Origin of the sequence: Tenacibaculum aiptasiae, assembly GCF_965221665.1 — a bacterium.
In the GTDB taxonomy this organism is placed as follows: domain Bacteria; phylum Bacteroidota; class Bacteroidia; order Flavobacteriales; family Flavobacteriaceae; genus Polaribacter; species Polaribacter aiptasiae.
In genome coordinates, this window is the sequence record NZ_CBDCSN010000002.1 from 359630 (window position 1) to 373429 (window position 13800).

Sequence of the window (13800 nt, forward strand, 5' to 3'; positions counted from 1 at the left end):
ATTATGTTTACTAATAATTTACGTTACGAGATAAAATTATTAAACAGAAGTAACTGGTTAATTTTACTTCTAATTAGTATTTCACTTTTATTTGCTTTTGCCACGTATAATGGAACAAAAAATGTAACTAAAAGAGAAAGCGACATTGCTAAAATGCAACAAGATTTACACAAAAAAGATAGCTTAATGCTACTTAACCTATCTAAAATTGAAAAAGGAGAAAAAGTAAGTCTTCCTCGTTGGCAACTTCCTTCAGAACCAATGACCATAGGATATCGTCACCCTCGTTTAGCTATAATGAAACCTAGTTCCTTTTCTTTTTTAGCTACCGGACAAAGTGATATGTATACGCATTTTAAAAGCCCTAAGGCTTATGGAAACAACTTTGCCTTAGATTATTCAGATATGGTAAATCCTGTTCAATTATTACTAGGGAATTTTGATTTAGCATTTGTTATCATCTATATACTTCCTCTATTAATAATTGGTTTTTCTTTTAATGTTTTATCTAAAGAAAAAGAGTTAGGCACATTACAACTTTTAAATGCACAACCCATTTCTATTACTAGATGGTTATTACAAAAAATGGCTATCAGGTATGTTATCTTTACTTTAATCACTCTAATTATCTTAATTACTACTATTACTATCTTCTCAACTAGTACACTTAATAGTTTTAGTAATTTAATCGAAGTACTTTTAATGATAGCTGGGTACAGCTTATTCTGGTTTATAATCGCTTATACTGTGAATATAAAAATCAATAACTCTTCTAAAAATGCTTTAACTCTTATTGGTATTTGGTTATTAATTGTTTTAGTACTACCTGCTACAATAAATCAAATAGGAAATTCATTATTCCCAACACCTTCTCGTTTAAAAATGATTAATGAGATTCGCCAAATAAAAAAGGAGAACGAGAAAAAGCAAGATAAAATTATGAGTGATTATTTACGAAGTCATCCAGAACTAGCAAAAGATACTAATAAGGATAAATTTGGTTTTTGGCATAATTACTTTGCTTCCGAAAAAGTTATGGAAGAAAAAACGAAGCCTTTACTTGCTAAATATGATTCTCAATTACAAAAACAGCAAAACCTAGTAAATTCTTTTAAATTTTTCTCTCCTGCAATATTAATGCAACAATCATTAAACAGTATCGCAGGAACTTCTGAAAAACATTATAACGAATACAAGAAACAAGTTTTCGAATTCTCTAATGAATGGAGAAACTATCTAGTTCCAATGTTATTTAAAGAGCAAAAATTCACTTTAAAAGATTACGAGAACTTACCTAAGTTCACTTATAAAAATAATGTTTCAAATAATGTTTGGACTAATTTATTAATCACTTTTCTTTTAAGCGGATTAATTTTTACTTTAACCTTAGTTAAAAGGAAAAAAGACAATAGCATTTAGAAAAAACGAATACAAAAAAACTCATCTAAAAGATGAGTTTTTCTTTTTTTTATAATCCTTTCTACAATGAAAAAGACCTTGAATTTACATCCAAGGCCTTTTGTCTAACCAAACTTAGTATAAAAACTAACTACTACTATTATTTATATTGTTTCTTTTAGAGGAATCTTCTCCTTTCAACATAATTGTTTACTCGGAGAAGGTTTTAATTTAAGGGTTTATTCACTTTAAGGGTTAGCTCTCTAAAAGAGTTAATTACTTATTTACACTATTATGACACATTTTTTTTTGAGGGGTCACATAAAAACAAAAAAAAACTCAAAAAAAGTTTTTTTGAGTTTTTTTAATATAAATATTTTCTAAGAATCACCCGATGTTCTGGCACAGACTTATCGTAGTTTTTTATCAAACTTTCCAGTATTTCCGGAGGTTTAACACCTATATCTTTTTTTGAGTCGTATTTAGAAACATACAAATTGTAGGCTTCATTATTTTTTTCAAAAATTAAAAAATGTTGTTCATTTAATATTGAAAAACATATTTCATTTCCTGAAAAAGCTCCTGAATTGTCTGTTATAAATTCTGAGAACTCATAATACCTAAAAACATTTTCCATACTAAACGATCTCCGCAGATAAACCTAATTGTAATAATTTAGAACATCTTGATTCTAAATCTTTGTATTCTCCTGTTTTTACTGCGCATTTACCTTTGTAATGTACTAAAATAGCACACTGCTCTGCCTGTTCTAATGTATGTTCACATACATCTACCAAACAGTCAATAACATGGTCAAAAGTATTTACATCATCATTATGCAAAATAATTTCGTGCTTTTTTGTTTCTTGTATTAAAACATCCAGCTCTTCCTGTATCTTTTCTATCGTACTCATTTGCTTTATTTTTGATATTGCAAAGCTACCCAATTATTTCTTTCTATGGTCTTTTTTAATGTTAAAGCGTACTTAGACACCTCAGCATCAATAATTGGAATATCTTCACTATAAAACCCGCTTAATAATAAAATTCCTTTTTCATTTAAGCAATCGGTGTATGTTTTCATGTCATTTAACAGGATATTACGATTAATATTTGCTATTATTAAATCGTACTTTTTTCCTACTAAAAGCGATGCTTCACCTTCATAAACAGAAATATGTTTACAACCATTTCTTTCTGCATTTTCTAGAGAATTCTCATAACACCAAGCATCAATATCTATTGCATCAATAGGTTTTGCTCCTTTCATTTCAGCAAAAATTGCTAAAATTCCAGTTCCGCATCCCATATCTAATGTTTTTTTATTCTCAACATCTAAATCTATTAAATGTTGCACCATCATATGTGTTGTTTCATGATGTCCAGTACCAAAACTCATTTTTGGTTCTATTACAATATCGTATTGTAAGTTAGGATTTTCATGAAAAGGTGCCCGTATACTTACCAAATCTTCTACCTGAATTGGGTTAAAATTCTTTTCCCATTCTGCATTCCAATTGGTTTGTTCTATTTCTTTGTGATTATAATTTATTGTAAACTCTTCAGACTTTAAAATAAACACTTCCGATAATATATCTCCCTTCCATTCCTCCTTTTGAACGTAAGCAACTACTCCATTATCGTTTTCAACAAAGCTTTCGAAACCTACCATTCCTAACTCTGCTATTAAAATTTCAGTAGCTGGTTCTTTAGGGGTTACTTCAAATGTATATTCTATGTAAATATTATCCATTAGATTGCATTTACTATGGCTACAAAATCTTCAGGTTTCAATGAAGCTCCTCCTATTAAACCTCCATCTACATCTGGTTTTGAGAATATTTCTTTTGCATTTCCTGGCTTAACACTCCCTCCATATAAAATAGAAATATCGTTGGCTACCTCAGCTCCATATGTTTTCTCCATAATTTCTCTAATGAAAGCGTGCATTTCTTGCGCTTGCTCAGGCGATGCTGTTTCTCCTGTTCCAATAGCCCATACAGGCTCGTAAGCTAAAACTATTTTAGAAAAACTTTCTTTTCCTAAATGAAACAATCCTTCTTTTAATTGTGTTTCGACAACCTTGAAGTGATTTCCTGATTTTCTTTCTTCTAACTGTTCTCCAAAGCAAAAAATAACTTCCAATTCATTTTCTAAAGCTGCATCTACTTTTTTTGCCAATAAATCGTTTGTTTCATTAAAGTATTCTCTACGCTCTGAATGTCCTAAGATTACAATATTAACTTCTAAGTTGGTTAACATATTTGCTGATACTTCTCCTGTAAAAGCGCCACTGCTTGCTTGATGCATATTTTGTGCTGCTACTTCTACCTTAGATTTTCTCGTTCTTTTTATTGCAGTATTTAAATTCACAAAGCTAGGTGCTATTATTACTCTTGCTTCTGTTTCAGAATTCTTTACTTCTTTCTTAATACCCTTGATTAGTTGTTTTGCTTCATCAAGGTTTTTATTCATCTTCCAGTTACCTGCAACTATCTTTTGTCTCACTATTCTTCTTATTTATATTAAATATTATTTTTTAGAAATCTTTGTATCAATATTATACTTTCAAATACTAAAAATATTAATGATTTCTTTTAAAGCTGAAGATTGTTCTAACTTGTAAAAACAGATTTTAAAAACCTTTTCAACAAGTTACTTAGCTATTAAACAGCTAAAATACATTATTTTTTTAAGCCCTCTATAATTAAATTATCTGTTGCTTTTGTAGCGTTAAAAACTTCAATACCCCCTGTTTCATTTATCAGTACATAACGGGGAATCCAACTCAAACCTAAAAAATCTCCAAACTTTCCTTCCCAACCAGATTTCATATAGTAATGTTGTCCTTTTATTTCTAATCTCTCTATACTATTTCTCCATGATTGTAAATCTCTATCTAATGATAAAAACAAATACACTACATCTGGATTCTCTTCTTGTAATTTTTTAACTTTTGGTAAATTCTCTAAACAATCTATACACCAAGAAGCCCAAACATCTATTAATATCTTTTTCCCTTTATTCTTAGTTAGAATTGTATCAAAAGTAACTTCTTCATTATTTAAAGTAATAAACACATCCTCTAATGCTTCTTTGGAAAATGTTGTTGGACTTTCCAGTGTGCAACTAACCAATCCTACTAACAATAACAACATTACTTTTTTGACCATATACTATTTAATTTTACTTTTAAGTTTTTCTGATAGACTTGATGTTTTATAAAGTATAATATTACCTTCATTATCCAACACCATAAATCTAGGTATTGTTTTAAGTTTTAAAAACTGTCCTAATTTTCCTTTTCCTTTTTTTGGTATATAATAATGCTCTCCTTTTACCTTTATATTCTCAAGTCCTCTTTTCCAGTCGTGATAAGAATGGTCTACTGACAAAAAAATATAATCAATTGATGGGTTTTCTTTTTGAAAAGCTATAACATCTTCAAAACTATCCTGACTTACCGGACAATAGGTAGCAAACACCTGTATAAACTGTTTTTCTGATGTATTCTTTTTTATAATTTCTTTTAAAGTTATACTATCTCTATTTACTGTAACTAATTTTTCTTCTAAAGCTTCCGTACTAAACTCTTTTGGCTGAAAAACTGCACAACTTCCTAAAATTGAAAAACCTATTATTAATAAAAAAAGTCTCATATTTAATTTAATCTAATCCTCGGATCTAACCAGCTATAAAGAACGTCTACCAAAATATTGATGACTATAAATAAAGTTGCTACTACGAGTACTGCTCCCATTATTACTGGTAAATCAAGTGTATTTAATGAATTTACAATTTCTTTTCCTAATCCATTCCAGTTAAAAATATACTCTACAAAAACCGCTCCTGCTAACATCGAAGCAAACCAACCTGAAATTGCCGTTATTACAGGATTCAAAGAATTTTTCAAGGCATGTTTTTTTACGACTTGAACCATAGTTAACCCTTTTGCTTTTGCTGTTCGTATATAATCTTGACTTAATGTTTCAAGTAATGAATTTCTCATTAACTGTATTACTACTGCTAACGGACGTATTCCTAAAACTATTGCTGGTAATATTAAATTTTTTAATTGAATATAACTTCCTTCTCCAAAATCATCTACTTCATACAAACTTCCTGTCATTTCTAAATTAGTGTATTTATGTAATACAAATCCAAAAAACCAAGCAAATAAAATTGCTGAAAAAAACGAAGGCACACTCATTCCAAAAGTACTTATCACAGCTATAACTCTATCGAAAATAGAATCTTTATAAAGCGCTGAAATAATCCCTAAAAATATACCTAACACCAAAGCTATTACAATTGCCGACACTGCTAATATCGCTGTATTAGGCAAAGTTTCTGCTATAATCTCAGATACTTCCTTTTCGTTTTTCTGAAATGATTCTCTTAAATATGGATATTTTAAAACTATTGTTGATTCTCCAACAGAAAACAGTTTTTGAGCATTATACTTTTTTTCTGCTAAATAAGTATAATCTTCTTTATTATTACTGTGAATTGAAAGTGGAGAAACATCATTTAAATAATAGAGGTACTGTGTAAATGCTGGCTTATCAAAACCATATTTTTTTCTAATATTATTTAATTGCTCTGTATCCTCTCTTTGATCTAACATCATACGAGCTGGATCTCCAGGTAAAATATTAAACAGTAAAAATATTACTGTAACCACCCCAAAGAGCGTTAAAAAGCCGTAAAGTATTTTGTTTGTAATATATTGAAACATCTATAACAAAGATAACAGAAAGTGGCAAAAAAGTGTACTTTTGTACAACTTTTACAACAACACATGACAACACAACAACTTGTATCTGAAATCAAACGAAAAAACTCGTTTTTATGCATTGGATTAGATGTAGATTTAGATAAAATTCCATCTCATTTATTAAAAGAAGAAGATCCTATTTTTGCCTTCAACAAAGCAATCATTGATGCGACACACCATTTATGTGTGGCTTACAAACCCAATACTGCTTTTTATGAAGCTTATGGTATTAAAGGTTGGAAAGCTTTAGAAAAAACCATACAATACATTAACGATAAGCATCCTGAAATTTTTACCATTGCCGATGCTAAACGTGGTGATATTGGAAATACTTCTACCATGTATGCGAAAGCTTTTTTTAATGATTTAGCTTTTGATAGCGTTACAGTAGCTCCTTATATGGGAAAAGACTCTGTTGAGCCTTTTTTAGCTTTTGAAGATAAACACACTATAATGCTAGCTTTAACTTCTAATCAGGGAGCTTTCGACTTTCAAACTAAAAACGTTGATGGTATTGAATTATATAAACAAGTTTTAGAAACTTCTAAATCTTGGAATAATGCTGAAAACCTGATGTATGTTGTTGGCGCTACTAAAGCAGAGTTTTTAGCAGACATCAGAACTATTATTCCTAATTCATTTTTATTAGTTCCTGGTGTTGGAGCACAAGGAGGAAATTTACAAGATGTTTGTAAATATGGTATGAATGACACTGTTGGGTTACTTATTAATTCTTCACGTGGTATTATTTATGCTTCTAATGAAAAAGACTTTGCTGAAGCTGCTGCTAAAAAAGCCGAAGAATTACAAACTCAAATGAAGGATATTTTAAACTAGTTTATGAAGTTCAAAGACCAAATAAACAGAGTTTTTGAATTAAACAAAACTCCAAAACGAATTATCTCTTTAGTTCCAAGTCAAACAGAATTGCTTTTTGACTTGGGATTGGAAGAGAGTATTGTTGGAGTTACTAAGTTTTGTGTACACCCAACTCATTTAAGAAAAGAAAAAACTATTGTTGGCGGTACTAAAACTATTAAGCTTGATAAAATAAAAAGTTTAAATCCCGATATTATTCTTTGCAACAAGGAAGAAAACACGAAAGAAATTGTTGAGGCTTGTGAACGTATTGCTCCAACTCATGTTTCTGAAATTTTCACCCTTGATGATTCTAAAGAGTTAATAAATCAATATGGTTCAATTTTTTCTTGTGAACAAAAAGCTTTGGAAATTAATTCTGAATTAGATCGCAAATTACACCACTTTACACAATTCATTAAAAATAAGGGTGAAAAAAAAGTAGCTTATTTTATTTGGAGAGATCCTTGGATGGTTGCTGGAAACACTACCTTTATTAACCACCTTTTAGAACTAAATAAGTTTAAAAATATTTATAGTTCTAAAAGTCGTTATCCAGAAGTAAAATTAACAAACATTATTTCTGATGGTAATCCTGAATTTATATTGCTCTCATCCGAACCTTATCCTTTTAAAAATAAGCACAAGGAGGAATTAAGAGAACATACAAACCACGCAAAAATAATTTTTGTTGATGGTGAAATGTTTTCTTGGTATGGAACCAGGTTGTTAAAAGCCTTTGACTATTTTATAGATTTACACAACAGAACTTGAGAGGTCCTTATCTAAATATTTAATTCTATTAAGCTTCTCTAAAACTTTCATTGCCTTAAAAGCAGAGCGATCACTTTTACATTCATCCTCATACTTGTAATCATTAGCTCTCTCAACCAATTTACGGTACCTATTTTCTAGATGCTCTCTATACCTTTGTAATTGATTAACTCTTGACATTTTGTAATTGATTAACTAGGACTATAAATATACACAAATATTTGATTTACAACAACATAAAAGCAACCGTATTTAATTCTTAGTGTTTTCCCTATGCTTTTTATACGATTTAACCTTATTACAAAAAAAGGAGCCTATTATGAAATTTCATAATAGGCTCTTAAGAAACAATATATATTATTTTATCTTTTATCTTGTAAAGCAAATACTTGACGTAATAATGCTGTATTACGTAAACCTACTTTTTCTCGTATTCCTTTTTCTTCTACCTCTATCATTGTAAAAACTCCATTTAGAGCTTGTGTCGTAACATAATCTGTTAAATCTGGGTTTACTTTTTTTACAAACGGTATACTATTGTATTTTGAAATTAAGTTTGTCCAAATTTTATCGGCACCTACTTTAGCAAAAGAGTTTTTAATTACCGGATTAAACTCACTATATAATGCCTTATTTGTTTTTCCTTCTAAATAAGTGGTTGCAGCATTTTGCTCTCCTAATAAAATATTTTTCGCATCATTAAAAGTTATTTCTTTTACTGCATTTACAAATATTGGTGTTGCTGTTTTTACTGCATCTTCTGCTGTTCTATTAATCGCTTTCAGCCCTTCATCTGCCAAATTACTTAAACCTATTTTACGCAACCCTTTATCTACTGCCTTCAATTCTTCTGGGAGTACAATTTTTACTAATTCATTTCTATAAAAACCATCTTTTGCTGTTAGTTTTTTGACTTGGTTTTTTATTCCATTATCTAATGCTTGACGCAAACCATTTCCTATTTGCTCTTGAGATAATGCTCCTCCTTGTGGTAATTGATTTACTACCTTTTGTAACTCTGCACATCCTGTTAATAAAACAACGAATGCTACTGCTATAATTTTTTTCATTTCTCTTTAATTTATATTTTTTAGAAACAGTTATTTTATAAATGTCACTTTATTTAAAGCTATCTGTTTTTTTATCGTATCCATAAGGGCAATGCTTACAGCCATTTTTACAACAATAACCTCTTTTTAAATGATATTTTTCTGTAAATACTCTATACCCCTGTTCATTTAGGTAATAATCTTCCTCTGTAAGAGCTACTCTTTTGTTATACATAGATGCAAAAGTAATTGTTTTTATTGTTAGTAAACCTTACATAACAAAAAGCTTACAAAATACAGTTAATAATTAGACTTTCTTTTAAATAAAAAGCGCCTTGTTATAATAACAAGACGCTTACTTTTTGTTTGAGTAGTAAATTAAAGCTTTCTTCTATTGTCATCAGACTTTGTATCTATTAACTTGTTGTATGGATCTATTCCTACTTCTACAGGTTTTTTATCTACAATTATCGAAACTTTATTATTTATCTGCGTTATTTTATGTTTTTTCAAATATAACTCTACTTCTTTTTTCTTTCCATCTACTTCTTCTTCACCAAAAATACCGATATCTACATAGTCAGCTAACTTAACAGATAATACTGGCTTTTTCATTTTTTCAGTTTTATACGTTAAAGTATCTCCTGCTTGCTCACCATAAAAACGTTTTCCTTTTTCGTCATTACGATATTTAGATACTTCAAACTCTATATCAACTTGGTATTTTCCGTTCTCTAACTCTTTAGATTCTACTTTAGTTACTCTATTTTTATATAAAGTAATGGTTTCAAACATATCTTTAATTACATATTGTAAACTATCTGGTGTTGCTTTCTTTATGTAATCAACCATTTCAATTGATGTAGTATATGGCGCATCTTGAAACTTAACCTTTTCTACATATTCTTTTAAAGCATTGTTCAACTTATCTTCTCCAATATAATCGCTTAAAGCATAAAATACTAAAGACCCTTTTTGATAACGGATATACCCTTGTCCGTCGTTATACATTAATGCTTTTTCTCGTTTACGCTCAAAAGTACGTTGTTGTAAATAATCGTCTAAGCTTTTCTTTAAGAACTTACGCATCTTCGTTTTCCCATATTCGTGTTCTAATACTTTTAACGACACGTATTCTGATAAACTTTCCGATAACATAGTTGCTCCTAAAACATCTGCTCCAATTACTTGGTGTGCCCACCATTGATGCGCTAATTCGTGAACCGTAATTGCAAATGGATAATCAACTCCTCCTTCATCTGTATCATCTACATCAGCAATAAAACCAACTGCTTCTGAGAATGGAATCGTATTTGGGAATGATTGAGCAAAACTTCCTTCTGTTCTTGGGAATTCAATAATTCTAACCTGTCTATGTTGATATGGACTGAAGTTTTTTGAATTATAATCTAACGATGCTTTTATCCCTTTAAACATTCTATCTAAGTTATACTCATGTCCTTTTTGATAATAGATTTCAAGATTTACATCATTCCACTTATCTTTTTTGATCTCGTATTTAGCAGAATTAAACGCATAGAAATTTAGAATCTTACTATCCATTTTATAATGGAAATAACGACGTCCATCTTTTGTCCATTCCTTTTGTAGATATCCAGGTGCAATAGCTATTTGATCTTCTGATGTTGAAACAGTTGCTTCAAAATCAATCCAATCTGAATCTTTAGAAATATAAGTATCTCCTAAAGCTGTGCTATCTGTTGGATGTGGTCTTAATTCATTCTTTGGTAAACCAAACTTCTTTCTAGTCTCATCATCTCTTAATTCTCCTCCTGAAGCATAGCCTAATGACGGATAAATTCCACTATTTATAAATGTACCATTTTCTAATACTGGTGAATGGTTTCGTAAAAATGTATTTGGCTTATTATGAATCGTAAATTTTAATTCTAAACTATCTCCTGGTTGTATTGGAGTTTTGAATTTATAAATATCAAAATTCTGAATTGTATCTTCCAGCACTAACGTATTTGGTTTATTAAACTTAAATGTACTTGGATAATTGTTATGATTTAGGAAAACACTATCAATAGCTTCGTTAGTTTTGTTTATCATTTTATAAGTTCCAGAAGATTTAAAATCTCTTGTCTTCGGAAAAATATTCATATCTACATTTACAGCCACAATTCTAGGTTGAGCTTTTCCTTCATACTTTTTATAATTCTTCTCCCAATCAACTCTTAGCTGTTCTCTTTCTTTCGATGATAAACGTGTATTCAACACATTGTTTTCATAATAAATTCTTCCTCCTAAACCGAAAAACAAAAGAGTCAAAACAGATAAAACTACAATTACTTTATAATTTAAACGCTTTTTTGCGATTTTTAATCTTTCTGCAAAGGAGAATGTTATTCCTCTCATCCAAAATAACTTTGCTAAAACCAATAGAATCAAACCTCCTATAAACCAATAAGTCTTATAAGCAAAATATCTATTAAATGAAGCTCCATATTCATTCATATCAGAATACTGATAATTAGAACCTTGATTATACTTAAATACTGATTGCTCTATTCCCGCTAACGATAATAATGGTAACCCTATTAACAAAACTAACAGTACAAATAATCCTAAATATTGGTTTTTAATTAACGTTTGAATCAACATTGCTAAGAATGCCCAAATAACAAAATGAATAAACATTAGTATATATACCTCATAAAAATAGTGTCCTAATTCAAAATTATAATATCCTTTATATATTTGAAATAACACTCCAGCAACCACAATTACAGCTAATAATACAATTTGCATTTTTAAAATAGCAATAAATTTAGATACTAAAAGTGTCCAGTTTTTTACTGGAGTTACATCTATTAAATGATTGGTTTTTGCTATCTCTCCTCTTCGTATTAACATTCCTGCATATAAAAAAGTTAATAAATTTATGAAGAAGGTAAACACAGTTCCTGGTAATAATAACATTTGCCAAGTAGTAGGATATGTTTTAGTCCCAAATAATTCTCCTGCTGTTTGAGCAAACACTAATAATGATATCAAACCAACTAATAAAATGGCTATAAATGGCCAACTCTTGAAGATATATTTAAAATCTACATTTGATAATTTCCAAGTAGTTTTTAAATCATTTATAAATGAATAATCATAAGCAACTTTAGGTAATTCTATACGAGTAATCCCTCCAAAGTTATGCTTTATAATACGTTCTCCTTTACTCTTTTTAAAACTAAACGTAAATGCACTCTGAGTAAATGAAAATAACTTATAAACTCCTGCTAGTATAACACTTGCTATCCCCAACCATAATAATCGGTTATAAATGATGACTCCTTTAAAAGGCAGCATTAATTCATTTTGTTCTGCGACGGTCCAATAACGCGTATAATAACTTGCCGCTTGTGATCCGAAAGGATCAAATAAAGCAGACCAAAAACGATTATCAGGATTTGACAAAAAGCTTTCCGCTACACCCTGAACAAACATTAATAAAACTACTGTTATAAAACCTGCAGCAATGTTTCTAGTGAATGTAACGACTCCAAATACAATAGCTCCAAATAATAATACATTTGGTATAATGTATACTAAATAAGAATGCAAATATGCTGAAAAATTAAAAGCTCCAACTATTTCTTGATTTGTTCCAGGTAATCGAAAACCTAAAAACAAACCAATCCCTGCAACTAAAATAATTAAGAGTACAACTACAAAAGAACTTAAAAACTTAGCCGATAAATAATTCGCTTTGCTAAATGGATAAGAATATAAAATTGAATGCATTTCACTTTTATAATCTCTATATACCGAAGCCCCAATAATAGAAGGAAATAAAAAGAATAAAATTATTGCCATAGCATTAAAATTACCATTAATTGCCGATGGTGAGTTTACAATGATTGAAGATCCTGTTGATACAGTAAAAAAGTCAAAAATACCTGCAGAGCTTGACGATAAAAAAAGAGCCACTAAAAACAAAATAGCTGTAAATATATAAGTAACTGGTTTCTTTAACCAGTATTTTAATTCGTGTTTGAATATTGTAGAAAACATGCGTTCTTAGTTTAGAATTTGATTAAACTGCTACTGGTTGATCTTCTTTTAATGCTAAAAAGTACACATCATCTAACTGTGGTGTAGCCTCTTTAAAGTCTTCAGCTGGTTTTGTTTCTGAAAACACACGTACATTTAATGTATTGTCTTGATTGTAATTTGAAGATAATACATTGTAAGTAGCTTCCGTTTGCTCTAGCTCTTCTCTATCAATAATTTTAGTCCAAATTTGTCCTTCAATTTCTTTTGTAGCTTCTACTGGAGTTGTATGCTTTAAAATACGTCCTCCGTTTAGAATTGCCATTTCTTTACATAATTCTTTTACGTCTTCTACGATATGCGTTGAAAAAATAACTGTACAATTAGTTCCAACTTCTCTTAACACATTTAAAAATCGGTGACGTTCTGCTGGATCTAATCCTGCTGTTGGTTCATCTACTATAATTAGTTTTGGATTATTCAATAATAATTGCGCTATTCCAAAACGTTGTTTCATACCTCCTGAATATCCTGCTACATATTTTTTACGTACTTCATATAAATTGGTAATCTCTAATACTTCTCTCACCAATTTTTCTCGATCTGATTTTGATGCAATTCCTTTTAATGTTGCGAAATAATCTAATAAATCTTCTGCTGACATTTTTGGATATACTCCAAACGATTGTGGTAAATACCCCAATACTTTTCGTAATGCCATCTTATCTTCTAAAACATTGATATCACCAAAAGTAATAGTTCCAGAGTCTGGGCTTTGTAATGTAGAAATAGTACGCATTAATGAAGACTTTCCCGCTCCATTTGGCCCTAATAATCCAAACATTCCTGTTCCGATTTCTAAATTTAAACCATCAATAGCTTTTACGCCATTCTTATAGGTTTTTGTCAAATTCTCTATAACTAACTTCATAC

The 13800-nt window shown here is 29.8% G+C and carries 14 protein-coding genes; 3 read left to right on the top strand and 11 right to left on the bottom strand.

Features of this window, described 5'->3' with window-relative positions; translation table 11 throughout:
- Nucleotides 1-3 precede the first annotated feature (3 nt).
- Entirely contained in the window at nucleotides 4-1419 is a 1416-nt protein-coding gene (locus ACOQN8_RS01975) for a DUF3526 domain-containing protein (protein ID WP_420551389.1), read from the top strand.
- 343 nt (nucleotides 1420-1762) lie between these two features.
- On the opposite strand, the gene ACOQN8_RS01980 is transcribed toward ACOQN8_RS01975, so the two are convergent.
- From ACOQN8_RS01980 to ACOQN8_RS02010, 7 genes are all read right to left on the bottom strand, one after another.
- Nucleotides 1763-2035, bottom strand: a complete 273-nt coding sequence (locus ACOQN8_RS01980) for a hypothetical protein (RefSeq protein ID WP_420551390.1) — start codon at nucleotides 2033-2035, stop codon at nucleotides 1763-1765.
- A gap of 1 nt (nucleotide 2036) precedes the next feature.
- A complete protein-coding gene (locus ACOQN8_RS01985) occupies nucleotides 2037-2312 on the bottom strand; it encodes an ATP-dependent Clp protease adaptor ClpS (protein ID WP_299121965.1) in 276 nt (91 codons plus the stop codon).
- A gap of 5 nt (nucleotides 2313-2317) precedes the next feature.
- Nucleotides 2318-3151 (bottom strand): 50S ribosomal protein L11 methyltransferase, encoded by an 834-nt coding sequence (prmA, locus tag ACOQN8_RS01990; protein ID WP_420551391.1) that lies wholly within the window; start codon nucleotides 3149-3151, stop codon nucleotides 2318-2320.
- Nucleotides 3151-3906, bottom strand: coding sequence for a triose-phosphate isomerase (gene tpiA / locus ACOQN8_RS01995; RefSeq protein WP_420551392.1), 756 nt, complete (start codon nucleotides 3904-3906; stop codon nucleotides 3151-3153). The genes prmA and tpiA overlap by 1 nt, the downstream gene beginning before the upstream one ends.
- Before the next feature lie 176 nt (nucleotides 3907-4082).
- Nucleotides 4083-4571 carry a TlpA family protein disulfide reductase gene (locus tag ACOQN8_RS02000; protein ID WP_420551393.1) on the bottom strand — a complete coding sequence of 163 codons (489 nt, stop codon included), beginning with the start codon at nucleotides 4569-4571 and terminating at the stop codon, nucleotides 4083-4085.
- Between the two features lie 3 nt (nucleotides 4572-4574).
- The gene (locus ACOQN8_RS02005) at nucleotides 4575-5057 is read right to left on the bottom strand and encodes a TlpA family protein disulfide reductase (RefSeq protein WP_420551394.1); all 483 of its coding nucleotides are present in this window, start codon (nucleotides 5055-5057) and stop codon (nucleotides 4575-4577) included.
- A gap of 2 nt (nucleotides 5058-5059) precedes the next feature.
- A complete protein-coding gene (locus ACOQN8_RS02010) occupies nucleotides 5060-6136 on the bottom strand; it encodes an ABC transporter permease (protein WP_150900433.1) in 1077 nt (358 codons plus the stop codon).
- Between the two features lie 63 nt (nucleotides 6137-6199).
- Here ACOQN8_RS02010 and pyrF point away from each other — a divergent pair, with 63 nt between their 5' ends.
- Together pyrF and ACOQN8_RS02020 are read left to right on the top strand one after the other, a co-directional pair.
- Nucleotides 6200-7012: an orotidine-5'-phosphate decarboxylase gene (pyrF, locus tag ACOQN8_RS02015; protein ID WP_420552801.1), complete on the top strand. Its 813-nt coding sequence runs from the start codon at nucleotides 6200-6202 to the stop codon at nucleotides 7010-7012.
- Between the two features lie 3 nt (nucleotides 7013-7015).
- Entirely contained in the window at nucleotides 7016-7807 is a 792-nt protein-coding gene (locus ACOQN8_RS02020) for an ABC transporter substrate-binding protein (protein WP_420551395.1), read from the top strand.
- 362 nt (nucleotides 7808-8169) lie between these two features.
- On the opposite strand, the gene ACOQN8_RS02025 is transcribed toward ACOQN8_RS02020, so the two are convergent.
- From ACOQN8_RS02025 to ACOQN8_RS02040, 4 genes are all read right to left on the bottom strand, one after another.
- A complete protein-coding gene (locus ACOQN8_RS02025) occupies nucleotides 8170-8877 on the bottom strand; it encodes a DUF4197 domain-containing protein (RefSeq protein WP_420551396.1) in 708 nt (235 codons plus the stop codon).
- Between the two features lie 49 nt (nucleotides 8878-8926).
- The gene (locus ACOQN8_RS02030; RefSeq protein ID WP_272150014.1) at nucleotides 8927-9091 is read right to left on the bottom strand and encodes a C1orf53 family protein; all 165 of its coding nucleotides are present in this window, start codon (nucleotides 9089-9091) and stop codon (nucleotides 8927-8929) included.
- 143 nt (nucleotides 9092-9234) lie between these two features.
- A complete protein-coding gene (locus ACOQN8_RS02035; RefSeq protein WP_420551397.1) occupies nucleotides 9235-12888 on the bottom strand; it encodes an ABC transporter permease/M1 family aminopeptidase in 3654 nt (1217 codons plus the stop codon).
- Nucleotides 12889-12910: 22 nt separating this feature from the next.
- Complete coding sequence (locus ACOQN8_RS02040) at nucleotides 12911-13798, bottom strand: ABC transporter ATP-binding protein (protein WP_235273251.1); 888 nt, start codon at nucleotides 13796-13798, stop codon at nucleotides 12911-12913.
- Nucleotides 13799-13800 lie beyond the last annotated feature (2 nt).